Genomic DNA, 25,400 nt, shown 5'->3' on the forward strand with positions numbered 1-25,400 from the left:
CACGATGAGTGAGGGCACGACCCGGCCGGTCGTCGACTGGTCACTGGCCGCGTCCACGGGTGCCTTCCTCGTCCGGGGTGGCCCGGTGGTTTCGCGCGAGGAGGCTCGCGAGGCCGTCACCGAGCTGCGTGAGCTGACGGTGGACGCCGAGGCCCACGTGCGTGATCTGACCGGCCTGGGCGCCGGCCTCCCGCTGCTGCCCGGCGACGTCGTGGACCGGCCCGGCTGGGTGCGCTCGGCCGCCGCCGGGCTCGACGCCCTCACCGCGCGAGCGTTGCCGCCCAACCCGGCCGGGGCGTTCGGCCCGGTGCTGGCCGGCGGTGCCGGTGTGCAGACCGGTGTGGTGCTGGCCTTCCTCGCCTCCCGGGTGCTGGGGCAGTACGACCCGTTCGGCGGGCCGGACGGGGCCGGGCGGTTGTTGCTGGTGGCGCCGAACGTGGTCACGGCGCAGCAGGCGCTGCGCGTACCGGGCCGCGACTTCCGGCTGTGGGTGTGCCTGCACGAGAGCACGCACCGGTTGCAGTTCACCGCGGTGAGCTGGCTGCGGGACTACTTCGCCGGCGAGGTCGAGCGGCTGGTCAGCGGCCTGACCGCGGACACCGACGGGATGACCGACCTGCTCGGCAGGCTGCCGGACGCGCTGCGCGAGGCCCGGCGGGCCAAGGCCGACGGGCTGGTCGCGGTCGGTCAGCTGTTGCGCTCGCCCGAGCAGCGCGCGGTGTTCGACCGGCTGCTCGCGCTGTCCACGCTGCTCGAGGGGCACGCGGACTACGTGATGGACGCGGTGGGGCCGGGTGTGGTGCCCAGCGTGGAGACCATCCGGGCGCGGTTCACCGACCGCCGCAAGGGCGGTGGCCTGCTGGACCGGTTGCTGCGGGCGTTGCTCGGGGTGGACGCCAAGATCCGCCAGTACGCGCAGGGCGCGGCCTTCACCCGGCACGTCGTGGACCGGGTCGGGATGGCCGGGTTCAACGCCGTCTGGACTTCGCCGAACACGCTGCCGACCCGGGCCGAGATCATCGATCCCGAGGCGTGGGTGCGGCGCGTCCACCGGTGAGCGGCCCGCACCCCGCGGTGGCCGCGGTGCGCCGCGCGGTGCGGAACCTCCTCGCGCAGTGCCCGGGCGTGCCGGCGGTCGACGTCGCGGTGTCCGGGGGCGCCGACTCGCTCGCGCTCACCGAGGCAGCGGTGTTCACCGGGCGCCGGCTCGGGCTGCCGGTGCGGGCGCTGGTCGTCGACCACGGTATGCAGGCCGGGTCCGCACGCGTCGCCGCGGAGGCGGCCGAGGTCGCGCGCAAGCTCGGGGTGGATGCGGCGGAGGTGCTGACCGTCGAGGCGACCGGGCCCGGCGGACCCGAGGCGGCTGCCCGCAACGCCCGGTACGCCGCGCTGCGCGCACACCACCGCGGCATCGTCCTGCTCGGGCACACGCGGGACGACCAGGCCGAGACCGTCCTCCTCGGACTCGGCCGCGGCTCCGGCCCGCGCTCGATCGCCGGCATGCGTGCGCTGGATCTCCCGTGGGGTAGGCCACTTCTGGATTTGCCCCGGTCGGCCACGCGGGCGGCCTGCCAGGCGCTCGGCCTGACCCCCTGGGAGGACCCGCACAACAGCGATCCGCGCTACGCCCGGGTGCGGCTGCGCACCGAGGTGCTACCCCTGCTGGAAGACGTCCTCCAGGGCGGGGTGGCGGCCGCGCTCGCGCGCACTGCCGCCCAGCTCAGGGAGGACACCGAGGCGCTCGACGCCCTCGCCGCCGGCTTCCTGGACCGGCACGGCGAACCGGACATCCCGGCGCTGTCGCCGCTGCCGGCATCCCTCCGGCGGAGGATCCTCCGCGCCTGGCTCACCGCGCGGGGTGCACGTGACCTCACCGACGCCCACCTGCGGTCGGTCGACGCGCTGGTCGGTGACTGGCGCGGTCAGGGCGGTGTTTGGCTACCCGGCGGCTTGGTGGTGACCCGGACACATGGCAGGCTTGCCATGAATCCACCGGAAACCAGAGGGGACTGACCCGTGTACGAAGGCGAGATCGCCTCCGTTCTCATCACCGAGCAGCAGATCGGTGACAAGATCACCGAGCTCGCCAAGCAGATCGCGGCGGACTACGAACGCGAGACGACGGCCGGCGATCTGCTGCTGGTGGGCGTGCTCAAGGGCGCGGTCATGTTCATGACCGACTTCGCCCGCGCGCTGCCGATGCCGGCGCAGCTGGAGTTCATGGCCGTCTCCTCGTACGGCTCGTCCACGTCGTCCTCCGGGGTGGTGCGCATCCTCAAGGACCTCGACCGGGACATCACCGGGCGGCACGTGCTGATCGTCGAGGACATCGTCGATTCCGGCCTCACTCTGTCCTGGCTGCTGAAGAACCTGGCGAGCCGCAACCCGGCGTCATTGGAGGTCGTGACGCTGTTGCGCAAGCCGGAGGCGGTCAAGGTCGACGTCCCGGTGCGCTACGTCGGTTTCGACATCCCGAACGAGTTCGTCGTCGGCTACGGTCTGGACTACGCGGAGCGCTACCGCGACCTGCCTTACATCGGCACGCTTGAGCCAAAGGTGTACGGCGCCTGAACACTATCCGTGACCACCGGGAATTCCCGATTCCGATCATCCCGGAACGCGTCATGAGTGTCGGTGTGGTGCGTTAGCCTGGCGAGCGAGGGTGACGGGCCGCGACGCGGTGCCGACATGGGGTAGGGAGAGCTGATGGGGAGCTACGCGGACGCCGCGGCGTTCCGGAACGCCGCCGTGAACGGTCAGCTGGGGGTTGACCCGGACGCCGCGCAGACGGTTCTGACGAAGATCCGCCTCGGCAAGGACCAGGTGGAGAACCTGCTGCGCAACGCCGGGTCCCTGGCCGAGCCGCCGAAGCTGGGCAACAACCCCGTGGGCAACGCCATCGCCGCGAAGTTCGTGCAGCGCGCCGACGGGGGCGGCGAGTCCTACGTGACGGCGTTGCGCAACCTGTACCACCAGTACCAACAGGCCGAGGACGCGATCGTCGCGGCCATGAGCCACTACGACAAGATCGAGCAGGCCGCCGGGGACGCGCTGGCGTCCGGCCGCCAGGTCTGAGTCCGGGGGGACCGAGCACCGTGACTTCACCGACTTCACCGACTTCACCGACTTCACCGAACAACGCGGCCGGCGGCGAGAGCGTCCAGCTGGGCGACAACGGCGAGGCCGCGGCGCTGGTGCAGCAGGCCCGCAGCAGCGCAGGCGGGTTCACCTACGGCGGCGACCGCGCCATCGGCAGCCCGCCGAACTGGGCGTCGCAGGAGAGCACCCAGCTCTACCTCGGCGCCACCCAGGACAACGACCCGGCCACGGCCGAGGCCACCGGGCGGCACTGGCAATCCCACGGCGACAGCCTGCACCAGGCGGCCGACGACCTCTACCGCGCGATCACGGAGCTGGGCAACGCGTGGATCGGGCAGGGCGCGGGTTCCGCGCAGGGCGCGCTGGTCGGGATCGCCAACTCCAGCAAGCAGGCCGGCGACGCGGCACACACGATGTCCAGCCGGATGGTGCAGCAGGCCGCCGCGGCCGCCGAGGTCAAGAAGATGCCGGCGCCGAAGGAGTTCGACCCGGGCAAGCAGACGGCGGCGATGCTCGCCGGTGGCCCGGCCGCGATGGTCGCGGACATGAAGCAGCAGTCCGATGAGGCCCGCGCCGTGCACGCCCAGCAGGTGCAGTACTTCAACGCCTACACGCAGACGATGTCCGAGGTGGACAGTGCCACCCCGAGCTTCGGGCCGGAGTCGCTGGGCCTGCCTGCGGACGGTCGTCTCGGCGGCACCTCGGCGCAGTCGCTGGGAGCGGTGTCCGGTGGGGTGGCGAGCGGCCTTGGCGCCGTTGGGGTCGGCGAGGTCGGTGCGGTCGGCGGTGGTGTCCCCGGCGGCGGTGCGACCAGCTTCACCCCCGGCGGCCAGCCTGGTGGCGCTCCCGCGGCGCCCGGTGCCCCGGCGCCCGCGCCCGCGGTCGCGCCGGGCACGGTCAGCGGTGCCGGGCAGGCGGTCCCCGCGCCGACCGGGTCCGGTGGTGGTGGTTCCGCTGCGCTGGGCGCGGTGGCTGGGCTCGGCGCCGCGGGCTTGGCCGCAGTGGGCGGCCGGGCTGTTCTCGGGCGGGGCAGCAGGTCCGGTGCCAAGGAACCGGCCGACGGGACGGCGGCCAGCTCGGACCAGTCCCAGCAGCAGCCCAACGGCACCGCGCAGCAGCAGGGCCTGGTCAACGCCGGTGGCACCATCGGCGGCGCCAGTGCGCCGCCCGCTTCGGGCCTGGGCGGCGGCCTGGGCGCCGGCGGCGCGCACGGGGCGGAGGACGAGGAGCACACCCGCGCGTCGTTCCTCGTCGAGGCCGACCCGGACGAGGCGTTCGGCGCCACCGTGGCCACCGCGCCGCCGGTCATCGGGGCCTGGGACGACGAGGACGACCGCTGATCCGGCGCTGAGGCGCGAACCGGAAAGAGGGACTTGATGGCGCGAGCGGAGCTGCTCACTCCGCTGGAACTTGACTTCCTGTGGGAGTCCTTCGGTGCAGGTGAACTGCCGTACCCGTTGGACGTGCGTTCGCACGGCGCGACGATGGACGAGCGCGCCCGGTTGCGCCGGCAGACCCTGGACCGCCTCGCCGAGCGGGGCGCCGCCGACGGGCGCGGCCGTCCCGCGCCGCACGTCGAGGAGTTCTTCCAGGTCCTGGCCGGGCCGGAGACCAGCCTGGACAGCGTGCACATCACCGCGCCCGACGCGCCGCCGCTGCTCGCGGTGGCGGCGGCCCTCGCCGGGCGTGGGGTGCTCGCGGTGCACGATCAGCGCGGTTTCCACTTCCAGCCGCTGCCGGCGGACGGCCTCGCGAGTGCCATCGTGTCGCTGCTGCCGGCCGCGCCGCGGGGCACCGAGAAGTCGATCACCGTCCCGCTGGAACAGCTGGTGGGGGCCACGGGTGCCGACTTCCTGCAGCGGCGCCCGGCGGGCGGCGCTCGCACCGGCGCCGACGACGACCGCAAGGCACTGGCCAGGATGCAGGCCCAGCCCCGCCTGCGGGGTGGCCAGATCGGCGCCAACGCGCGCAGCCGCAGCGGTGCCCGGACCCGGCCGCCGGTGCTGAGCTGGTTCGACACCGGGAGCGGCCGCTACTTCACGCAGGCCAGCCGCGGGCACGACGGGCGCGACTGGATCACCATCGCCCCGGCCGACGCGGCGACCCTGCGGCACCGGCTGGGCGAGATGCTGGCCGCCGCCGCCCGCGAAACCCTGGCGCCGGGTGGTGCCTGGTGAACCGCGCTGGGTTCTCGACGTCCTTCACGCCGCTGACCTTCGACTTCCTGTGGGAGGCGGCGGGCATCGGCGAGCTGCCGTACCCGCTGCAGGTGCGCTCGCACGGCGCGACCATGGACGAGCGCGCGCGGCTGCGCCGGCAGGCCCTCGACGAGCTCAAGGTCCGCGGCCTGTGCGACCACCACGGACGGCTGGACCCGCGGGGCGCGGACTGGTTCCGGGTGCTGTCGCAGGCCACGATCAGCATCGACGCGGTGCACATCCCGGACTTCCAGGCGCCACCGGTGTCGATCCTCGCGGCCACCGACGGCGTGCTGGGCGTGGTCGCGATACAGGACGCGTCCGGCATCCGGGTCCGGCCCGCGTTCCCGGAGGGGCTGGCGTCCACGGTCGTCGATCTGCTGCCGCCGGGCACGCGCGGCACCGAGGCTTCCATCACACTTCCGGTCGACGAGGCCCTGCGGATCCCGCCGTCGCGGCCGGCCGTCCCGGTCGGTGGCGACCCGAAGCCGCGGCGCCGGTCGCTGTCCGAGCGCCCCGCCGACCCGCGCGAGGCGTACGCGCGGCTCGCCGGCCAGCCCCGCTTGCGGGGTGGTCAGCTGGCCGCGAACAGCCGGTCCGGGGTGCACGGCCGGCGCAGGTCACCGGTGCTGGGCTGGTTCGACACGGCCACCGGCCGTTACCTCAGCCTGTCCCGGCCCGGGGCCGACGGGCGGGAGTGGGTGACGGTCTCGGCCGCGGACGCGAAGACGCTGCGTACGAGGCTGTCCGAGATGGTGGCGGCCGTCACCGGAGAACCGGGCCACTGACGCGACCGGCCCCGGGAACCAGCGCGCGTGACCGGCCGTTGACCTGCTGGAGACTCGTGCAGGTGCCCATGTCAGCCGGACTGTACCCTGGATGGACGGGGTGTTCCTCGCACACCGCAAGTTGTTGTCTACACCGTGACGGCGGATGTGACATCTACCGCCTAGCCAGGGAGGGTCGAGGCCGAACGGCCGAGGCATATGGACCGGAAGCGCCTGCTCAGGAACCCGCTGCTGTGGATCGTCGCGGTTGTGTTGATCTTCCTCTTGGTCAACACCCTCACCGACAGCGACCGCGGTTACACCCAGGCACCCACTTCACAGGCGATCGCGCAGATCGACGCGAACAACGTGAAGGAAGCCAACCTGGAGGACAAGGAGCAGCAGCTCAAGCTGACGCTCAACAACAAGATCGATGTCGACGGCCAGCAGGTCGATCAGATCATCGCACCGTTCCCCTCGGACGCCAGTGACCTGATCTACTCGAAGCTGATCGACAAGAAGAACATCAAGTTCACCACCACGGTGACGCAGCAGGGCTTCTTCACGCAGATCCTGTACTACATCATCCCGCTGGGCCTGCTGCTCCTGCTGCTCATGTGGATGATGAACAACGCCCAGGGCGGCGGGAACCGCGTCCTGAACTTCGGCAAGTCCAAGGCCAAGCAGCTGAACAAGGACATGCCGAAGACGACCTTCGCCGACGTCGCGGGGGCGGACGAGGCGGTCGAAGAGCTCTACGAGATCAAGGACTTCCTGCAGAACCCGGCCCGTTACCAGGCACTGGGCGCGAAGATCCCGAAGGGCGTGCTGCTGTACGGCCCGCCCGGCACCGGTAAGACGCTGCTCGCGCGCGCGGTCGCCGGTGAGGCCGGCGTGCCGTTCTACACGATCTCCGGTTCGGACTTCGTCGAGATGTTCGTCGGTGTCGGTGCCTCCCGGGTGCGCGACCTGTTCGAGCAGGCCAAGCAGAACGCCCCGTGCATCATCTTCGTCGACGAGATCGACGCGGTCGGCCGCCAGCGCGGCGCCGGCCTCGGCGGTGGTCACGACGAGCGCGAGCAGACGCTGAACCAGCTGCTCGTCGAGATGGACGGCTTCGACTCGCGCGGCGGCATCATCCTGATCGCGGCGACCAACCGGCCGGACATCCTGGACCCGGCGCTGCTGCGCCCGGGCCGGTTCGACCGGCAGATCCCGGTGTCCGCGCCGGACCTGGCCGGCCGCCGCGCCATCCTCGAGGTGCACTCGAAGGGCAAGCCGCTGGCCCAGGGCGTCGACCTCAACTCGCTGGCCAAGCGCACCGTGGGCATGTCCGGCGCCGACCTGGCCAACGTCATCAACGAGGCCGCGCTGCTCACCGCCCGGCAGAACGGGCACGTGATCACCGACGCTGCGCTCGAGGAGTCGGTCGACCGGGTGGTCGGCGGCCCGGCCCGCAAGAGCCGGATCATCTCCGAGCAGGAGAAGAAGATCACCGCCTACCACGAGGGCGGGCACGCGCTCGCGGCGTGGGCGATGCCGGACCTGGAGCCGGTCTACAAGCTCACGATCCTGCCGCGTGGCCGCACCGGCGGGCACGCGCTGGTCGTCCCCGAGGACGACAAGCAGTTGATGACCCGCTCGGAGATGATCGCCCGGCTGGTGTTCGCGATGGGTGGCCGCACCGCGGAGGAGCTGGTCTTCCACGAGCCCACCACCGGTGCGTCGGGCGACATCGAGCAGGCGACCAAGATCGCCAAGGCGATGGTCATGGAGTACGGCATGAGCGCCCGCCTGGGTGCCGTGAAGTACGGCCAGGACCAGGGTGACCCGTTCCTGGGTCGCTCCGCGGGCCGCCAGCCGGACTACTCGCTCGAGGTCGCGCACGAGATCGACGAAGAGGTGCGCAAGCTCATCGAGACCGCGCACACCGAGGCGTGGGAGGTGCTCAACACCTACCGCGACGTGCTCGACGACCTGGTGCTGGAGCTCCTGGAGAAGGAAACGCTCACCCGCAAGGACCTGGAGCGGATCTTCGCGACGGTCGAGAAGCGGCCGCACATCACCGTGTTCAACGAGTTCGGTGAGCGCACCCCGTCGGACAAGCCGCCGATCAAGACGCCCGGTGAGCTGGCCATGGAGCGCGGCGAGCCGTGGCCGCCACCGGAGAAGAAGCCGGCGCCGCGTCCGGTGCCGACCCCCGTCGGGACCGCCCCGGGCGGCGGTGACCTGCCGGGCGGGCCGCCGTACCACCAGCCGCAACCACCGTCGAACCCGTACGCGCCCCCGTCGCCGGGCGGCAACTACCCGCCGTCCAACGGCGGGCGCCCGTACGGCCCGAACGGCACCGGTCAGTGGCCGCAGCCCAACGGCGGCAACCAGGCCGGCCCGCCGAACTACGGTGCGCCTCCGGGGTGGACCCCGGCGACGCAGCCCGGTGGGCAGGGGCCGTGGCGCCCGAACCAGGGCGAGCAGCCACGACAGGGTGACGGGTTCGGCGGCTCCGAGGAGGGGCAGGGCCAGCACCGGCGTCACCCCGACGAGCAGGACGGTCAAGATCGACAGTGAGCTGATGCCCGAGGAGGGTCCGGTCTTCGACCAGGCGCGTGCCGAAAAGGCGGTGCGTGAGCTGCTGGAGGCCGTGGGCGAGAACCCGGACCGGGAGGGTCTGCGTGACACCCCGGCCCGGGTCGCTCGCGCCTACCAGGAGATGTTCGCGGGGCTCTACACCGATCCGGCGGCGGTCCTGGAACGCACCTTCGACGAGTCGCACGAAGAGCTCGTGCTGGTCACCGACATCCCGATGTACAGCACCTGCGAGCACCACCTCGTGCCGTTCCACGGGGTGGCGCACGTCGGGTACATCCCGAACAGCCAGGGCAAGGTCACCGGCCTGTCGAAGCTGGCGCGGCTGGTCGACCTCTACGCGAAGCGCCCGCAGGTGCAGGAGCGGCTCACGTCGCAGATCGCGGACGCGCTGGTGCGCAAGCTGGAGCCGCGTGGCGTGATCGTCGTGGTCGAAGCCGAGCACCTGTGCATGTCGATGCGTGGCATCCGCAAGCCGGGAGCCCGCACGACGACGTCCGCGGTGCGCGGCATGCTGCAGACGTCCGCGAGGTCCCGGGCGGAGGCGCTGGACCTCATCAAGGGCCGTCGATGACCACCGGGGCGCCGGACCGTTGTCTGGTGATGGGCGTCCTGAACGTCACGCCGGACTCGTTCTCCGACGGCGGCCGGTACCTGGATCTGGACGCGGCGCTGGCTCACGCGCACGAGATGTGGGAGCGCGGCGCGGACGTCATCGACGTGGGCGGCGAGTCGACCCGGCCCGGATCCTCCCGGGTGGATCCGGAGACCGAGATCGCCCGCGTGCTGCCCGTGGTGCGCGCGCTGGCGGCGGACGGCCTCCGGTTGTCGGTCGACACCACGCGTGCGGCGGTCGCCGAGGCGGCGCTGGACGCGGGTGCCCGGATCATCAACGACGTGTCGGGTGGGCTGGCCGACCCGGACATGGCGAAGGTGGCTGCGACCAGCCAGGTGCCCTGGGTGCTGATGCACTGGCGCGGGCACAGCAAGGACATGAACGCGCTGGCGACGTACACCGACGTGGTGTCGGAGGTCCGGGACGAGCTGCGTGCCCGGGTCGACGCTGCGCTGGCCGCCGGGGTTTCGCCGGAGAAGATCATCCTCGATCCGGGGCTGGGGTTCGCCAAACGCGGTGAGCACGACTGGGCGTTGCTGAACCGGCTGGACGTGTTCCTGGACATGGGTTTCCCGGTGCTGGTGGGGGCGTCGCGCAAGCGGTTCCTGGGCAGCCTGCTGGCTGTCGACGGGGTGCCGCGCCCGCCGGACGGGCGGGAGGACGCGACGGCGGCGGTGTCGGCGATCGCGGCGGTCAAGGGTGCGTGGGGGGTACGGGTGCACAACGTGGGTGCGTCGCTGGACGCGGTCGCGGTGGCTGCGGCGTGGCGGCGTGGGCATGCCTGACCGGATCACGCTCACCGGGCTGCGGGTGTTCGGCCGGCACGGGGTGTTCGAGCACGAGAAGCGGGACGGGCAGGAGTTCGTCGTCGACATCGTCGCGTGGCTCGATCTCGCCCCGGCCGCGGCGACGGACGATCTGACGCAGACGCTGCACTACGGTGAGCTGGCGCAGCTGGCGGCGGACATCGTCGGCGGCGAGCCCTACGACCTGATCGAGAGCGTGGCCGGGCGCATCGCGGACGAGGTGCTGAAAGAGGATTCGCGTCTGTCGGCGGTGGAGGTGACGGTGCACAAGCCGTCCGCGCCGATCCCGCTGAGTTTCGATGACGTGGCGGTCACCGTGCACCGGGAGCGTGGGTGAGGGCGGTCCTGTCGCTGGGTTCGAACCTCGGTGACCGGCTGGGACACCTGAAGTCCGTGGTGGACTTCTTCGGGCCTGCCGTCGTCGCGGTGTCCAGTGTGTACGAAACGGAGCCGTGGGGTGTCGAGGACCAGCCGGACTTCCTGAACGCGGTGTGCATTGTGGACGATCCGGCCCGGGACGAATGGGCGTGGCTGCGGGCCGGCCAATCGCTGGAGGCACGCGCCGGCCGGGTCCGCGAGGTGCGGTGGGGCCCGCGCACGCTGGACGTGGACGTGGTGACGGTCGACGGTGTCCGCTCGGACGACCCGGAACTGCTGCTGCCGCACCCGGGAACGCCGGACCGGGCCAGCGTGCTGATCCCGTGGATGGAGATCGAGCCGGACGCGGTGCTGCCCGGCCACGGCCCGATCCGCGAGCTGCTGGAGGCGCGCCCCGAGTCGGACCGCGCCTCCGTGCGCCTGCTGCAGTCCTTCCCGCGCTGACTGGCGGAGCGGCGGGGAACCGGCTGCGGTCGGGCGATCCGGTCAAGCGCGCAAGGCCGCGGTCAGCCACTCGACCGCCGGTACGCGTGCCGGTATCTCCGGCCAGCCGTTCATGATCGCCATCAGCTGCCAGTACCGTTCGGCCCTGCCGTCGGTCCCGGCGGCGATCCGGTCGGCCAGCGACGCGCGGAACGCGTGGTCGGCCGGGTCCTGTCCGTCCCGCGCCGAGGTTCGCGCGACGTCGTCGGCCAGTGCGCGGCCTTCCGGGGATTCCGGCGGCAGCCCTGCTTCCAGCGCCTGCTGCGCCCGCTCACTCCACGCGAACCACTCCTGCGGCGGCGGGCCGAACTCCGCCCCCGCACCCACGGCGTCCGCGTGCCGCTCGCTCATGCGCCGGATCGCGGCCCGGAACTCCGGATCCTGGATCAGCTCCGCGAACTCGATCCACGCCTCCAGCTGTTCGGGTGACGGGTCGTCGGGCAGTTCTGGCTTCGCCGAGCGCATCCGTTCGTAGAACCCGGTGTCGACGGCCAGCCCGTCGGTCATCTCCCGCCAGAACTCCGCCACCAGACGGGCTCGCTCCTCATCGGACATCGCGGCGAGTTTGTTCATCAGTTCCACCTCCGCCAGTTCGGATTTCCGCTTCACGAACGCACGCAGCACCGCGCGCCGCAGCCGGAGCCTGCGGATCTGCTCGTCCAGCGCATCGAGGTGGCGCTGCGCCAGCCGGGACACGCTTGTCTCCCGGTCCAGCACCGCGGACACCTCGGCCAGCCCCAGGCCGAGCTCGCGCAGCGTCTTGATCAGCTCGAGCCGGGCCATGGCCGTCACGTCGTAGAGCCGGTAGCCGGATCCGGTGCGATCGGCGGGCGGGAGCAGCCCCTCGTCGGAGTAGAACCGGATGGTCTTCACCGGCAACCCGGTGCGCCGGCTCAACTCGCCGATGGTGAACGTCCCGTCCACACGTCCCATGCTCAACCCTCCAGTCACTGGAGAGTCAACTGTGCCAGGATCCCCTGGGTACCGTGGGCGGTATGCACTTCACGCGGCCTCGTGAGCTGGTGATCGCCGGGCTGATCGGGCTGGTGGTCGCGTACCTGCTGTTCCGGTTCGCCTACGGAGACCTGCCCCAGCTGCCGCGGCCGGCCGGCGCGACCCTGCTGGTGCTCGCGGTGATCGAAATCCCGCTCGCGTTCGCGATGCGGTCGCGGGTGCGGTCCCGCCGGGTGGTGAACGCGGTGTCGGCAGCGCGCACGGTGGCGCTCGCGAAGGCGTCCTCGCTGCTGGGCGCGATCATGCTCGGAGCGTGGGCCGGCATCGCCGGTGCGCTGATCCCGCGGGCACCTGAGGTGGCCGCGGCATCGAGAGACCTCTACAGCGTCGCGATCGGGGCGGTGTGCGCGGCGGTGCTTATCGCCGCGGCGCTGTGGCTGGAACACTGCTGCCGCACGCCCGACGACGACGAGCGTGATCCCGATCATCGCCCGACCGGTTAACGCTGCGAATCGACCGCTCGAAGTACCAACTAGGTCTCGGACGGATAACTAGCGGGTACGGTGTTGGTCATGACTGGCGAGGGTGACGAGACGCGCGGCCGCGTCGTGGGCAGGCCGTGGTTTCTCATCGGCCTGGTCCTCGTGGTCGGCGCCACGATTCCGCTGGTGCTGGCCGACGACGTGCGCTTCATGCGGCTGGGGATCGTCGCGGCGCTGTGGGCGGCGCTGATCGGCGCTTTCCTCGCGGTGCGGTACCGCCGCCAGGCGACCGACACCGAGGAGGCGGTCGCGCAGGCGCAGGAGGTCTACGAGCTGGAGCTCGAGCGCGAGATCGCTGCGCGGCGCGAGTTCGAGCTGGAGGTCGAAGCCGAGACGCGGCAACGCATCGAGTCCGAGTCGCGCAGCGAGCTGGACGCCCTGCGTGCGGAAATCGCGTCCCTGCGGGACAACCTGCAGAACCTCTTCGGTGGCGAGGTGCTGCTCGAGCGCGTGGCGCTGACCGCGCAGGCCACCCGGATGCGGGCGCTGCGCGAGGAGCAGCGGGTCGTCGAACCCGGGCCGGCCAAGCCGGTGCAGATCGCCGCCGCCAAGAAGCGGGAGGGCACCGACCGGCCCACCGAGTTCATCGAGCGCGTGCGGGAGAAGGAGGCGGCGCGCACCGGCGGCCGGCCGAGCGCGCCGGAGCCGCGGCGGCCCGAGGTGTCGATGGACCTGCCCGCGCGCCGGGTCGTCAACGCCGAACCCGTGGACGCGGAGCGGACCCGGGTGCAACCGGCGGCGAAGAAGCCGGAGCGCACGCAGGCCCGGGCGGCCGAGCCGAGCCGTCCCGCGCCCAGTCGTCCGGAACGCCCCCGTCCGCCCGCCGCCACGGCGCCCGTCAAGCGTGAACCGCCGCGCGTCGAGCAGCCGACGGAGGTCGCCAAGGTCGTCGAACCGGACCGCCCGCCGCGTGCGGAGCGTCCGGCGACCGACCTGTCCGCGGCGTTCCCGACGCGCGTGACGCGCCCGGTGCAGCCGCCGGTCGCCGAGCCGCGGGGCGAGGCCGTCCGTGACGAGGCTCCGCGGGCGGAGCCGCCGCGGAACGAGCCGGAGCCCGGGAAACCGGTGGCATCGGAGGATCACCCCGCGATCAACGAGACCCTGCCGGTCGAGGTCCGGCGGCTCGCGCAGCAGGGCCGGCCGGGCGGCCGCCGTCGCCGGGCCGAGGAGGACGAGGCGCCCACCGGCCGCCGTCGCCGCCCCGCCGACAACGAAGCGCGGCGCATCGCGGACGAGCCGGAGGAGGAAACGGCAACGGCTTCGCGCCGGTCCACGGCCGGTGCCGGGGTCGCGGGCCGCCGCCGCTCGGCCGATGCCAGTGGGTACCGGTCCGGCGCGGCCATCTCGGGCCGGCGTTCCGCGGAAGCCGCGAGCCGCGCGGTCGAGGAGCCGGCCGGCCGTCGTCACCGCTCCGAAGGCGAAACCCCGGCCCGGACGGCCACCGGCCGCCGCGCCGTGGCGGACGACGACACCGGCTCGCACTCCGCGGGCCGCTCGGTGAGCGAACTGCTGGCCGCCAACGGCAAGACGGCGGCCCCGCGACGCCGCCGCCGCGCGGAGGACTGACACCCCGCGGGGCTGCGCACCCGGGCAGCCGCCGTCCTGAAACGCGATCAGCGTGCGGACGCCGGACAGGCGCTCGCCCGGCCGACCAGTCACCGTAAAGTGCCGGGCTGTGACGGCACCCCCTCGCAGGCTCACCGTGCTCCTGCCCGTGCTCGGGCTCGTCGTGCTGGCCGCGTGCGGCCTCACCGTGCTCGGCGTGGTCACGGTGCAGGTCGGCCCGGTCGCGGTGGCCATCGGCGTCGCCGCGGCGCTGGTTCCCGTCGCGGTCGTCGTGGCCGCCATCCTGTGGGTCGACCGCTGGGAACCGGAGCCGGCGAAGTTGCTGCTCGTCGCCTTCTTCTGGGGCGCCTGCCTCGCCGCGATCACCGCGCTGCTGATCAACAACACCGCCGAAACGGTCGGCGACCTCCTGCTCGGCGAGGGCCGCGGCAGCAAGCTCAGCGCGCTCCTGTCCGCCCCACTGGTCGAGGAAGCCGCGAAGGCGTCGTTCGTGCTCGCCGTGCTGCTGCGCCGCGCCGACGAGTTCGACGGGATCATCGACGGCATCGTCTACGCCGGGTTCACCGCCGCCGGGTTCGCCTTCTCCGAGAACATCTACTACTTCGGCCGCGCCTTCGCCGACTACGGCTTCGGCGACGCCACCAGCACCGGGGTGATCGCCGCGTTCGTGCTGCGCGGCGTGATGTCGCCGTTCACCCACCCGCTGTTCGCCGCGCTCACCGGCATCGGTTTCGGCTACGCCGCCCGAGCCGGCAACCGGACGGTCAAGATCCTCGCGCCGCTCGGCGGTTACCTCGCCGCCGTCCTGCTGCACGCCCTGTGGAACGGTGCGGCGGTCCTCGGTGGCGCGAAGACCTTCCTCAACGTCTACTTCCTGATCATGGTCCCGCTGTTCATCGCGGTCGTGCTGCTCGTCCTCCTGCAACGCCGGCGCGAACAACGGATCGTCACCGCCGCACTGCCCGCCATGGTGGAGGCGCGGCTCATCGCGCCGTCGGAGGTCGAGTTGCTGTCCACGCTCGCCGGCCGTCGCGAGTGGCGGCGTGAGGCCCGGCAGCAGTCCGGGCGCGCCGCCGCGAAGGCTGTCGCCCGCTACCAGGCGAGCGTGACCGAACTCGCCTTCCTGCGCCGCCGCACGGGCACCCCGGACCACGAACAGCGCAAGCTCCAGCTGCTCGCGACGCTGCGCAATTCCCGCGCCGATGCGGTGCGGCTGGCGGGTGACGGCGGGCAGTCCCGGTGAACCGGGTCGGGTGAAGCTGGTCACCTGCGCCCGACCGGCGGCGTGCCCGCGAGCTACTCTCGCCCCGTCGTCCGGTACCCGCGAACGGAGCGGGACTGGAACGAGCGGAGGAGTTCTGCTGCCATGAGCGTCCACCGGGGCACGCCGTGAGCCGGCCCGCCCGGCTCGGCGTCGGGGTGATTTCCGCCGGCCGCGTGGGCAGCGTTGTCGGCGCCGCGCTGGCCCGCGCCGGGCACACCGTGGTCGCCGCCTCCGGTATCTCCGCCGCCTCCCAGGCCCGTGCCGAGCGCATGCTGCCCGGTGTCCCGCTGTCACCGCCGGACCAGGTCGCCACCTCCGCCGACCTCGTGCTGCTCGCGGTACCCGACGACGAGCTCGCCGGCCTGGTCCGCGGGCTGGCCGCCACCGGATCCTGGCGGCCCGGTCAGATCGTCATCCACACCTCCGGCGCGCACGGTCTCGACGTGCTCGCGCCCGCGGCGGAAGCCGGTGCGCTGCCGCTGGCCCTGCACCCGGTGATGACGTTCACCGGCCGCTCCGAGGATCTGGACCGGCTGACCGCCTGCAGCGTGGGCGTCACCGCCGCGGCCGGTGACGAGGCGGCGTGGAACGTCGGCGAGGCGCTGACGGTCGAGATGGGCGCGGAGCCGGTGCGCGTGCCGGAAGCTGCCCGGCCGCTGTACCACGCGGCGCTCGCGCACGGCGCCAACCACCTGATCACCCTCGTCGACGACTGCGTGGACCTGTTGCGGAGCGCGGGAATCGCCAACGCCGAGCGCATGCTCGGCCCACTGTTGTCCGCCGCGCTGGACAACGCGCTGCGCCACGGCGACCGCGCCCTGACCGGTCCGGTCGCGCGCGGCGACACCGGTACGCTGCGCAAGCACCTCGAGGTGCTCGAAGCCACCGAGCCCGCGATCGTGCCCGCCTACACCGCCCTCGCGCGGCGCACCGCGCGGCGAGCGGAAGCGGCCGGCCTGCTCGACGCCGGTGCCGCCGCCGACATCACCGAACTCCTGGAAGGGCCGGGAAACCCGTGACCACACCCAAATTCAGCCGCGGGCGGCTGAACACGTTCCAGACGCCCGGCGACGTCCACCGGGTCACCGCCGCGCTCCGGTCGGTCGGCCGCAAGGTCGCGCTGGTGCCCACGATGGGCGCCCTGCACGCCGGGCACCGCGAGCTCATCCGCCGCGCCAAGCGGCTGCCGAACACCGTCGTGGCGGTGTCGATCTTCGTGAACCCGTTGCAGTTCGGTGAGGGTGAGGACTTCGACGCGTACCCGCGCCCCCTGGAGCGGGACCTGGCGATCCTCGCCGAGGACGGCGTGGAGATCGCGTTCGTGCCGAAGGTCGGCGACCTCTACGCCGAGGGTCACGCGGTGACCCTGCACCCCGGCCCGCTCGGCGACGAGCTGGAGGGCGCCCACCGCCCCGGGCACTTCGCCGGCGTGCTGACGGTGGTGGCGAAGCTGTTCAACATCGTCACGCCGGACTACGCGTTCTTCGGCGAGAAGGACTACCAGCAGCTGGTCCTGATCAAGCGGATGGTGCGCGACCTCGATCTCGACGTCCGCGTGATCGGGGTGCCGACCGTCCGGGAGCCGGACGGGCTGGCGCTGTCCTCCCGCAACGTCTACCTCGCGCCCGAACAGCGGGAATCGGCCGTGGTGCTGTCGGCGGCGCTGGCCGCGGGCGGGCACGCCGGGCCGCGCGGGGCGGAGGCGGTGCTCGCGGCGGCGCGCGACACGCTGGCCGCCCGTCCGGAGGTCGCCGTCGATTATCTGGAGTTGCGCGGAACCGATCTCGGTCCCGCACCCGTCGATGGGGAAGCACGGCTGCTGATCGCCGCCCGCGTCGGGCGGACCCGGCTGATCGACAACGTCCCGGTGGTGCTGGGCGCGTCGGAGGAAGAGAGATAACCATGTACCGCACGATGCTGAAGTCGAAGATCCATCGCGCGACGGTCACCCAGGCCAACCTGCACTACGTCGGGTCGGTCACGATCGACGAGACGCTGATGGAGGCGGCCGACCTGCTGCCCGGCGAACTCGTGTCCATTGTGGACGTAACCAACGGCGCGCGGCTGGAGACCTACGTGATCCCCGGCGAGCGGGACAGCGGTGTCATCGGCATCAACGGCGCGGCCGCCCACCTCGTCCACCCGGGCGACCTGGTGATCATGATCGCCTACGGGCAGATGGACAACGCCGAAGCGGCCACCTACCGGCCGCGGATCGTGTTCGTCGACGACGAGAACCGCGTCAAGCACTCCGGCAGCGATCCCGGCCACGCACCCGCCGGCTCGGGCCTGGTCAGCGGCAGCATCCCGATCGGGTCGCCGGACCGGGAGAACCCGTTCCCGGTCGCCGAGACCGTGGACGCGGCGCGCCTCGACGCGCTGCTGCACGCCGAGAGCTGAGCCGCGGTGCTCCTGGCGATCGACGTCGGCAACACGAACGTCGTGCTCGGCCTCTACGAGGGCCGGGGGGACGCGGCCAAGCTCGTCGGCGACTGGCGCATGCGGACCGACGCGCAGATGACCGCCGACGAGCTGGCGCTGACCATGCGCGGGCTGCTGGGCACCCACGCCGATGCGATCACGGGGATCAGCGCCCTGTCGACCGTGCCGGCGGTGCTGCGGGAGATGCGGGTGATGCTCGGCCGCTACTACCCGCGGGTGCCGAAGGTGGTCGTCGAGCCCGGCGTGCGCACCGGCGTCCCGCTGCTGGTCGACAACCCGCGGGAGGTGGGGGCGGACCGGCTGGTCAACACCCTCGCCGCGCACCACCTCTACCGCACCGCCTGCGTGGTGGTCGACTTCGGGACCTCGACCAACGTCGACGTGATCTCGGCGAAGGGTGAGTTCCTCGGCGGCGCGTTCGCGCCGGGCATCGAGATCTCGGTGGACGCGCTGGCCGCCCGGGCGGCGGCGCTGCGCAAGGTCGAGCTCGCCCGGCCGCGGTCGGTGATCGGGAAGAACACGGTGGAGTGCTTGCAGTCCGGCATCGTGTTCGGGTTCGCCGGCCAGGTCGACGGGCTGGTGCGGCGGATCGTGCGGGAGCTGACCGCGCGCACCCACGAACCAGTCACCGTGCTCGGCACCGGCGGGCTCGCGCCGCTGGTGATCGGCGAGTCGGAGACGATCACCGAGCACGTGCCGGATCTGACGCTGCTCGGCCTGCGGCTCGCCTTCGAACGGCAGACGCGGTAACGGCGCTCCGCCCGGTGGACGGTGGTGACGCCGGCAGGTCGAATTCGCCACCGGCGGTGGCCGGGTTGGTGCGCGATTTCGGTAAGGGCAGCGTCGGCGTCGAACCAGTGGAACGCCTGACCGGCGAGCACCGCGTCGGCGCTGGAACCGGGCAGCGGAGTCAGTTCGGCCGTGCCGTCCAGGATCGGCACGTCTGGGTGGTGCCGGCCGAACTCGGCTCGGATCTCCGGGTCCGGTTCCACGGCGGTGACCCGGAGGCCGAGCGCGCGCAGTCCGCCGGTGGGCTGTCCGGTGCCCGCGCCGAGATCCACCACTTCGGCGGCCCGTGGTGGCACCGCCCAGTGCAGCGCGTCGAGCGGGTAGTCCGGACGGTGCTTGGCTTAGTCCGCGATGCTATCGGTGATCTCCACGGCCGGTACAGGTAATCCGGTTGGCCCAGCCGGAAGCGGGGTTCGTACCCTGTCCGCATGACGGATTCCCCCTCCCCGGATCGCCCCGTGCCCGCTGACGACCTGCCCGAACAGATGCGGGTCCGGCGGGCCAAGCGCGATCGCCTGCTCGCGGAGGGCGTGGAGCCGTACCCGGTGGAGGTGCCGCGCACCCACACGCTCGCGCAGGTGCGCGCGGCCCACCCGGACCTGCCGCCGGACACCGCGACCGGTGAGACCGTCGGCGTGACCGGCCGCGTGATGTACCTGCGCAACACCGGCAAGCTGTGCTTCGCCACGCTGCGCGGCGGGGACGGCACCGAACTGCAGGCCATGATCAGCCTGGCGAAGGTCGGCGAGGAGGCTCTGGCCGCGTGGAAGGGCGACGTCGACCTCGGCGACCACGTGTTCGTCCGCGGCGAGGTCATCACCTCCAAGCGCGGTGAGCTCTCCGTGATGGCCGACGAATGGCGGATGGCCGCGAAGGCGTTGCGCCCGCTCCCGGTCGCGCACAAGGACCTGGCCGAGGAGACACGGGTCCGGCAGCGTTATGTCGACCTGATCCTGCGCGAGCAGGCGCGCGATGTGGTGCGCACCCGCGCGGCCGTGATGCGATCGCTGCGGGAGTCCTTCCACCGGCGCGGTTTCACCGAGGTGGAAACGCCGATGCTGCAGACCCTGCACGGTGGCGCTTCGGCCCGCCCGTTCGTCACCCATTCGAACGCGTTCGACATCGACCTGTATCTGCGGATCGCGCCGGAGCTGTTCCTGAAGCGCTGCGTGGTGGGCGGGATCGAGAAGGTCTTCGAGATCAACCGCAACTTCCGCAACGAGGGCAGCGACTCCTCGCATTCGCCGGAATTCGCGATGCTGGAGTACTACGAGGCGTACGCCACCTACGACACCAACGCGGTGATGACCCGTGAGCTCATCCAGGAAGCCGCGCAGGCGGTTTTCGGGAGCCTGGAGGTCACGCTGGCCGACGGCAGCACCTACGACCTGTCCGGCGAGTGGACGTCGCTGAGCATGTACGACTCCTTGTCGGACGCGCTGGGCGAGGAGGTCACCCCGCAGACCCCGGCGGAGAAGCTGCGCGGGTTCGCCGAGGCCCGTGGTCTGGAGGTCGACCCGAAACTGGGCCACGGGAAGCTGGTCGAGGAACTGTGGGAGCACCTCGTGGGCGACCACCTGCACGCCCCGACTTTCGTGCGGGATTTCCCGATCGAAACCTCGCCGCTGACCCGCCAGCACCGCAGCAAGCCCGGGGTGGCCGAGAAGTGGGACCTCTACGTCCGGGGATTCGAGTTGGCCACCGGATACTCCGAGCTCGTCGATCCGGTGATCGAGCGGGAAAGATTGGTGGACCAGGCCCGCCGCGCCGCAGCCGGCGATAGTGAAGCGATGCGCCTGGACGAGGATTTCCTGCGTGCGCTCGAGTACGGAATGCCACCGAGTGGTGGCGTGGGAATGGGCGTCGATCGCCTGCTGATGGCGCTCACCGGTCTCGGCATCCGGGAGACGATCCTCTTCCCGCTGGTGCGGCCCGAATAGTTACGCAACACACCGGGCGCGGTATCGGTAAGGTGATTTGCGTGCCGCCCCGATTCCAGGTATTAATGTCCTAGTCATTGGGTTCTGGTCAGGGCGCCTGCCCCTGCCCGATCATTCGCGGCTGGCCCAAACGGGAGGAAACACATGGCACAGAAGGTGCTGGTGTCGCTCATCGACGACATCGACGGCTCGGAGGCGGACGAGACCGTCGAGTTCGGACTTGACGGCATCTCGTACCAGATCGACCTCTCGGCGGAAAACGCCGAGGAGCTCCGTGACGCGCTGGCCCAGTACGTCGAGCACGCGCGGCGTGCCGGTGGCCGCAAGCGCGGCTCGGCGGGCCGCCCGCCGGCGGGGAAGGCGCCCGGCCGGCCCGCTTCGGTCGATCGCGAGCAGAACCAGGCTATTCGCGCCTGGGCACGGAAGAACGGCTTCCAGGTTTCCGACCGCGGCCGTATCCCGTCCGAGGTGGTGGAGGCCTACCACAAGAAGAACTGACCTCGTTCGGGCAAAGAGGGGCGTGGAAGGGCCGCCGGGGATTCCCGGCGGCTTTTTTCACGGCGCGTCCCGGTTGAACGCAGTTCTATCCGTGTGGTCATTCGTGAGTACCTGTCGCTTTTGTTCAAGACACCGGTGACGCGATTCGGCTGAATGGGGGCATGATGGACCTTCGATCGATGCTGGACCGCGCGGCGCGGGAGTTCGTCCGGCTGCTCCGCGCCGTCGAACCCGGGCAACTCGGCAACCGCACGCCGTGCACCGAATACGACGTGCGTGCCCTGCTCAACCACCTTCTGCATTGGGGGCCGTGGCTCGTGGCGGCCCTGCGGCGGGAGCCGGCGCCCGCCGCAGCCGGGAACGAGCGGGACGCGGACCTCACCGGCGGTGACTGGCTGGGTGATTTGTGCACCCTTGTGGATGATCTTGTGGACGCGGGCGGGCGGCCGGGAGCGCTGGCGGGGACGACGAAGTTCGGCTCGGCGGAGATGCCGGCGCGGATGATCGCCGAAATGGTGCTGACCGAGTGGGTGGTGCACGGCTGGGACCTGGCGCGGGCGACCGGGCAGTCGCTGGTGGTCGACGCGGATGTGGCGGAGGCGCTGTTCACCTCCGTGCAGGGGTTGGCCGGTCAGGCACGGGAGATGACGGTCTTCGGCCCCGCGGTGCCCTGCCCCGCCGACGCGCCGGTGCTGGACCGCCTGCTGGCCCTCACCGGCCGCGATCCGGCCTGGCAGCGGCCTGCCTCGTGACCGCCCGCCGGTCCGGACCGGCGGGCGACGGCACCGGGAGGTGTGGCGGAGGTCACCGGCGGCAGGTGCGGGGGCAGCCGTCGCACAACGGCTGCTCCGGGAGCAGGTAGGAAAAGCAGCAGCTCTCCCGCCGCCGGGCCCACCCGTGTTCGGTCCGCCGCAGCCGGCTGGACGCGGTGAGCGGCGGGTGGTGCCCGTCGAGCACCAGGCGGGCGTCGGCTACGCCGGCGTCCTCGTCGCCGGCGTACAACCCGGACCACCACAGCGTGCTGTCCAGGGCGTCCGTCGCCGCGGCCCAGAGCATGCGGCGCCCCAGCCGGCTCAGCGGCGCGTACGCCTGCACGAACCGCGCTGCGTGCGCCGTGTACCTGGCGCGCAGCACCGCGGCCAGTGCTCGCTCGTCGGCCACCACCGTCGCCTGGGGCAGGCCGGCCGCCGGGTCGCCGGGCAGGCAGTAGAACTCCTCGCCCAGCACCGCCACCCCTTCCGGGTGGGGGCGGTCCGGGCACAGGCGGAACGCGAGTTCGCCCGGCCGCAGCGTGGGTACTCGCCGTTCGTGATGGAGCAGCAACGCACCGGTGAACGCGGGCACGTGCAGGTACCAGGACATGACGAACCCGGCCGTCGTCCGGTCGGGTGCTTCGCCGAACTGCGCCCGCAGCCATTCACCGAGCAGCTTGCGCCACACGTCGAACCGCGCCGGGTCGTCCAGCAGGTCGCTGCAGTGCTGCCAGGTCCCCGTCGCGGGCACGTCGGTGCGCAGCTCCAACCGGTCCTGGCGGGCGGCCACCCGGGTGACGGACGCGCCGAGGGCGTCCAGCGCCGTGTCGATGGCGGACCTCCCTGCTCCATCCGGGTGATTAGGTTGGCCTTACCTTACTCAATCCGGCCCCGCGCGCCAGTTCCGGTACCCGCCGGGGTGTTCGCGGTGAGCGGACAAACACGGCCCCGCGGAATCGCCGGGAGAAGCCGTGCGTTGGACTCTTACGTCAGCGACCAGCGCAGACTCATCGCCGGGCACGTCCGGCGTCTACACCAGCTGTGACCTAATCCGCCCCAGTGGTAGTCCGGCGGCACCGCCTGGCTACTACAGTGGACTCACGGTGCTGAATCCATCGCCACGTGATGGGTGCTCACCGCCGGCGCAGCAGTCGAGGGAGTGGGAATGTTCGAGAGGTTCACCGACCGCGCGAGGCGGGTGGTCGTCCTGGCCCAGGAAGAGGCCCGGATGCTCAACCACAACTACATCGGCACCGAGCACATCCTCCTGGGCCTGATCCACGAGGGTGAGGGTGTCGCCGCCAAGGCGCTCGAATCGTTGGGTATCGCGCTGGAAGGCGTCCGTCAGCAGGTCGAGGAGATCATCGGCCAGGGCCAGCAGGCGCCGAGCGGGCACATCCCGTTCACCCCGCGCGCCAAGAAGGTGCTCGAGCTGTCGCTGCGCGAGGCGCTGCAGCTCGGCCACAACTACATCGGCACCGAGCACATCCTGCTCGGCCTGATCCGCGAGGGCGAGGGCGTCGCCGCGCAGGTGCTCGTCAAGCTCGGCGCGGACCTCAACCGGGTGCGCCAGCAGGTGCTGCAGCTGCTGTCCGGCTACCAGGGCAAGGAGCCCGCCGAGGCCGGCTCCGGCCGTGGCGAGGGCACCCCGTCGTCGTCGCTGGTGCTCGACCAGTTCGGCCGCAACCTCACCCAGTCGGCGCGTGAGGGCAAGCTGGACCCGGTGATCGGGCGCGGCAAGGAGATCGAGCGGGTCATGCAGGTGCTGTCCCGCCGCACCAAGAACAACCCGGTGCTGATCGGCGAGCCCGGCGTCGGCAAGACCGCCGTCGTCGAGGGCCTGGCCCAGAACATCGTCAAGGGCGAGGTGCCCGAGACGCTCAAGGACAAGCAGCTCTACACGCTCGACCTGGGCTCCCTGGTCGCCGGTTCCCGCTACCGCGGTGACTTCGAAGAGCGCCTGAAGAAGGTGCTCAAGGAGATCAAGACCCGCGGCGACATCATCCTGTTCATCGACGAGCTGCACACGCTCGTCGGCGCGGGTGCCGCCGAGGGCGCGATCGACGCCGCGTCGATCCTCAAGCCGATGCTGGCCCGTGGTGAGCTGCAGACCATCGGCGCCACCACCCTCGAGGAGTACCGCAAGTACATCGAGAAGGACGCCGCGCTGGAGCGCCGCTTCCAGCCGATCCAGGTCGGCGAGCCCTCGCTCGAGCACACCATCGAGATCCTCAAGGGCCTGCGGGACCGCTACGAGGCGCACCACCGGGTGTCGATCACCGACTCCGCGCTGGTCGCCGCGGCCACCCTGGCCGACCGGTACATCAACGACCGGTTCCTGCCGGACAAGGCGATCGACCTGATCGACGAGGCCGGCGCCCGCATGCGCATCCGCCGCATGACGGCTCCGCCGGACCTGCGCGAGTTCGACGAGAAGATCGCCAAGGTCCGCCGCGACAAGGAGTCCGCGATCGACGCGCAGGACTTCGAGCGCGCCGCGCGGCTGCGCGACGAGGAGAAGAACCTGCTCGCGCAGAAGTCCGAGCGGGAGAAGCAGTGGAAGGACGGTGACCTGGACGTCGTCGCCGAGGTCGACGACGAGCAGATCGCCGAGGTCCTCGCCAACTGGACCGGCATCCCGGTGTTCAAGCTCACCGAGGAGGAGACCACCCGTCTGCTCCGCATGGAGGACGAGCTGCACAAGCGGATCATCGGCCAGGAGGACGCCGTCCGGGCCGTCTCCCAGGCGATCCGCCGCACCCGCGCCGGCCTGAAGGACCCGAAGCGCCCGTCCGGCTCGTTCATCTTCGCCGGCCCGTCCGGTGTCGGTAAGACCGAGCTGTCCAAGGCGCTGGCCGAGTTCCTGTTCGGCGAGGACGACGCCCTGATCCAGATCGACATGGGCGAGTTCCACGACCGGTACACCGCCTCGCGGCTGTTCGGTGCCCCTCCGGGGTACGTCGGCTACGAGGAGGGCGGCCAGCTCACCGAGAAGGTGCGCCGCAAGCCGTTCTCGGTGGTCCTGTTCGACGAGATCGAGAAGGCCCACCAGGAGATCTACAACACCCTGTTGCAGGTCCTCGAGGACGGCCGCCTCACCGACGGTCAGGGTCGCACGGTCGACTTCAAGAACACGGTGCTGATCTTCACCTCGAACCTGGGCACGTCGGACATCTCCAAGACCGTCAGCCTGGGCTTCTCTTCCGGCAGCGACGAGGGATCGCGCTACGAGAAGATGAAGCAGAAGGTCAACGAGGAGATGAAGAAGCACTTCCGGCCGGAGTTCCTGAACCGGATCGACGACATCATCGTCTTCCACCAGCTCACCCAGGAGCAGATCATCGAGATGGTCGACCTGATGGTGACGCGGGTGGAGACCCAGCTGAAGGCCAAGGACATGGCCATCGAGCTGACCGACAAGGCGAAGGCGCTGCTCGCGAAGCGCGGCTTCGACCCGGTGCTCGGTGCCCGTCCGCTGCGCCGGACCATCCAGCGGGAGATCGAGGACCAGCTGTCCGAGAAGATCCTGTTCGGCGAGGTTGAGCCGGGTCAGATCGTGATCGTCGACGTCGAGGGCTGGAGCGGCAACCCGGAGGACCGCGACGACGAGGCGCGCTTCGTCTTCCGCGGCGAGCCGAAGCCGGCCGACGTCCCCGACGCCCCGCCGGTGAGCATCGGCGCGGGCACCCACGAGGACGACGCCGAAGGCGAGCGTTGATC

Annotated in this window: 25 protein-coding genes and 1 pseudogene; 23 read left to right on the top strand and 3 right to left on the bottom strand. The window is 71.6% G+C overall.

Going from position 1 to position 25,400, the window contains the following annotated elements:
• Positions 1-4: 4 nt before the first annotated feature.
• From FHX46_RS03335 to folK, 12 genes are all read left to right on the top strand, one after another.
• Complete coding sequence (locus tag FHX46_RS03335; RefSeq protein WP_167110527.1) at positions 5-1,057, top strand: zinc-dependent metalloprotease; 1,053 nt, start codon at positions 5-7, stop codon at positions 1,055-1,057.
• The gene (gene tilS, locus FHX46_RS03340; RefSeq protein ID WP_167110528.1) at positions 1,054-2,013 is read left to right on the top strand and encodes a tRNA lysidine(34) synthetase TilS; all 960 of its coding nucleotides are present in this window, start codon (positions 1,054-1,056) and stop codon (positions 2,011-2,013) included. The genes FHX46_RS03335 and tilS overlap by 4 nt, the downstream gene beginning before the upstream one ends.
• A 3-nt stretch (positions 2,014-2,016) precedes the next feature.
• On the top strand, positions 2,017-2,571 hold the full coding sequence (gene hpt, locus FHX46_RS03345) for a hypoxanthine phosphoribosyltransferase (RefSeq protein WP_167110531.1): 555 nt from the start codon (positions 2,017-2,019) through the stop codon (positions 2,569-2,571).
• 135 nt (positions 2,572-2,706) lie between these two features.
• Positions 2,707-3,075 carry a hypothetical protein gene (locus tag FHX46_RS03350; RefSeq protein WP_167103297.1) on the top strand — a complete coding sequence of 123 codons (369 nt, stop codon included), beginning with the start codon at positions 2,707-2,709 and terminating at the stop codon, positions 3,073-3,075.
• Positions 3,076-3,095: 20 nt separating this feature from the next.
• Positions 3,096-4,439: a hypothetical protein gene (locus FHX46_RS03355; RefSeq protein ID WP_313886009.1), complete on the top strand. Its 1,344-nt coding sequence runs from the start codon at positions 3,096-3,098 to the stop codon at positions 4,437-4,439.
• Positions 4,440-4,475: 36 nt separating this feature from the next.
• Entirely contained in the window at positions 4,476-5,276 is an 801-nt protein-coding gene (locus FHX46_RS03360) for an ESX secretion-associated protein EspG (RefSeq protein WP_167110533.1), read from the top strand.
• A complete protein-coding gene (locus FHX46_RS03365; RefSeq protein WP_167110535.1) occupies positions 5,273-6,085 on the top strand; it encodes an ESX secretion-associated protein EspG in 813 nt (270 codons plus the stop codon). Before FHX46_RS03360 ends, FHX46_RS03365 begins: the two co-directional genes overlap by 4 nt.
• A gap of 198 nt (positions 6,086-6,283) precedes the next feature.
• Positions 6,284-8,632 carry an ATP-dependent zinc metalloprotease FtsH gene (gene ftsH, locus FHX46_RS03370; protein ID WP_167110536.1) on the top strand — a complete coding sequence of 783 codons (2,349 nt, stop codon included), beginning with the start codon at positions 6,284-6,286 and terminating at the stop codon, positions 8,630-8,632.
• A gap of 4 nt (positions 8,633-8,636) precedes the next feature.
• Entirely contained in the window at positions 8,637-9,224 is a 588-nt protein-coding gene (folE, locus tag FHX46_RS03375; RefSeq protein ID WP_167110538.1) for a GTP cyclohydrolase I FolE, read from the top strand.
• On the top strand, positions 9,221-10,051 hold the full coding sequence (folP, locus tag FHX46_RS03380; RefSeq protein ID WP_167110540.1) for a dihydropteroate synthase: 831 nt from the start codon (positions 9,221-9,223) through the stop codon (positions 10,049-10,051). The genes folE and folP overlap by 4 nt, the downstream gene beginning before the upstream one ends.
• The gene (gene folB / locus FHX46_RS03385) at positions 10,044-10,409 is read left to right on the top strand and encodes a dihydroneopterin aldolase (protein WP_167110542.1); all 366 of its coding nucleotides are present in this window, start codon (positions 10,044-10,046) and stop codon (positions 10,407-10,409) included. Before folP ends, folB begins: the two co-directional genes overlap by 8 nt.
• Complete coding sequence (folK, locus tag FHX46_RS03390) at positions 10,406-10,894, top strand: 2-amino-4-hydroxy-6-hydroxymethyldihydropteridine diphosphokinase (RefSeq protein WP_167110544.1); 489 nt, start codon at positions 10,406-10,408, stop codon at positions 10,892-10,894. Before folB ends, folK begins: the two co-directional genes overlap by 4 nt.
• Positions 10,895-10,936: 42 nt before the next feature.
• Here folK and FHX46_RS03395 read toward each other — a convergent pair whose 3' ends face one another.
• Positions 10,937-11,866, bottom strand: a complete 930-nt coding sequence (locus tag FHX46_RS03395) for a MerR family transcriptional regulator (protein WP_167110546.1) — start codon at positions 11,864-11,866, stop codon at positions 10,937-10,939.
• A gap of 62 nt (positions 11,867-11,928) precedes the next feature.
• Here FHX46_RS03395 and FHX46_RS03400 point away from each other — a divergent pair, with 62 nt between their 5' ends.
• From FHX46_RS03400 to FHX46_RS03430, 7 genes are all read left to right on the top strand, one after another.
• On the top strand, positions 11,929-12,390 hold the full coding sequence (locus tag FHX46_RS03400; RefSeq protein WP_167110548.1) for a DUF3180 domain-containing protein: 462 nt from the start codon (positions 11,929-11,931) through the stop codon (positions 12,388-12,390).
• Positions 12,391-12,459: 69 nt separating this feature from the next.
• A complete protein-coding gene (locus FHX46_RS03405; protein ID WP_167110550.1) occupies positions 12,460-13,995 on the top strand; it encodes a DUF6779 domain-containing protein in 1,536 nt (511 codons plus the stop codon).
• A 136-nt stretch (positions 13,996-14,131) separates the two neighbouring features.
• Positions 14,132-15,238: a PrsW family intramembrane metalloprotease gene (locus FHX46_RS03410; RefSeq protein WP_167121072.1), complete on the top strand. Its 1,107-nt coding sequence runs from the start codon at positions 14,132-14,134 to the stop codon at positions 15,236-15,238.
• 95 nt (positions 15,239-15,333) lie between these two features.
• Positions 15,334-16,278: a Rossmann-like and DUF2520 domain-containing protein gene (locus FHX46_RS03415; protein ID WP_208400492.1), complete on the top strand. Its 945-nt coding sequence runs from the start codon at positions 15,334-15,336 to the stop codon at positions 16,276-16,278.
• Entirely contained in the window at positions 16,275-17,159 is an 885-nt protein-coding gene (gene panC / locus FHX46_RS03420; protein WP_167110554.1) for a pantoate--beta-alanine ligase, read from the top strand. The genes FHX46_RS03415 and panC overlap by 4 nt, the downstream gene beginning before the upstream one ends.
• 2 nt (positions 17,160-17,161) lie before the next feature.
• Positions 17,162-17,659 (top strand): aspartate 1-decarboxylase, encoded by a 498-nt coding sequence (gene panD, locus FHX46_RS03425; RefSeq protein WP_167110556.1) that lies wholly within the window; start codon positions 17,162-17,164, stop codon positions 17,657-17,659.
• A gap of 6 nt (positions 17,660-17,665) precedes the next feature.
• Positions 17,666-18,451 (top strand): type III pantothenate kinase, encoded by a 786-nt coding sequence (locus FHX46_RS03430; protein WP_167110558.1) that lies wholly within the window; start codon positions 17,666-17,668, stop codon positions 18,449-18,451.
• A gap of 131 nt (positions 18,452-18,582) precedes the next feature.
• Here FHX46_RS03430 and FHX46_RS28375 read toward each other — a convergent pair.
• A pseudogene (locus FHX46_RS28375) lies at positions 18,583-18,786 on the bottom strand (methyltransferase domain-containing protein); the annotation flags it as partial.
• A 132-nt stretch (positions 18,787-18,918) separates the two neighbouring features.
• Between FHX46_RS28375 and lysS the strand changes: the two are divergent.
• From lysS to FHX46_RS03450, 3 genes are all read left to right on the top strand, one after another.
• The gene (gene lysS, locus FHX46_RS03440) at positions 18,919-20,430 is read left to right on the top strand and encodes a lysine--tRNA ligase (protein WP_167110560.1); all 1,512 of its coding nucleotides are present in this window, start codon (positions 18,919-18,921) and stop codon (positions 20,428-20,430) included.
• Positions 20,431-20,574: 144 nt separating this feature from the next.
• The gene (locus FHX46_RS03445) at positions 20,575-20,928 is read left to right on the top strand and encodes a histone-like nucleoid-structuring protein Lsr2 (RefSeq protein WP_167103347.1); all 354 of its coding nucleotides are present in this window, start codon (positions 20,575-20,577) and stop codon (positions 20,926-20,928) included.
• A 161-nt stretch (positions 20,929-21,089) separates the two neighbouring features.
• On the top strand, positions 21,090-21,680 hold the full coding sequence (locus tag FHX46_RS03450) for a TIGR03086 family metal-binding protein (protein ID WP_243871216.1): 591 nt from the start codon (positions 21,090-21,092) through the stop codon (positions 21,678-21,680).
• A gap of 52 nt (positions 21,681-21,732) precedes the next feature.
• On the opposite strand, the gene FHX46_RS03455 is transcribed toward FHX46_RS03450, so the two are convergent.
• A complete protein-coding gene (locus FHX46_RS03455) occupies positions 21,733-22,470 on the bottom strand; it encodes a (2Fe-2S)-binding protein (protein WP_167110561.1) in 738 nt (245 codons plus the stop codon).
• Positions 22,471-22,845: 375 nt separating this feature from the next.
• On the opposite strand from FHX46_RS03455, the gene FHX46_RS03460 reads away from it, so the two are divergent.
• On the top strand, positions 22,846-25,398 hold the full coding sequence (locus tag FHX46_RS03460; RefSeq protein ID WP_167110563.1) for an ATP-dependent Clp protease ATP-binding subunit: 2,553 nt from the start codon (positions 22,846-22,848) through the stop codon (positions 25,396-25,398).
• The last annotated feature ends 2 nt before the right edge of the window (positions 25,399-25,400 follow it).

This window comes from Amycolatopsis viridis, assembly GCF_011758765.1.
Classification (GTDB): Bacteria; Actinomycetota; Actinomycetes; order Mycobacteriales; family Pseudonocardiaceae; genus Amycolatopsis_E; species Amycolatopsis_E viridis.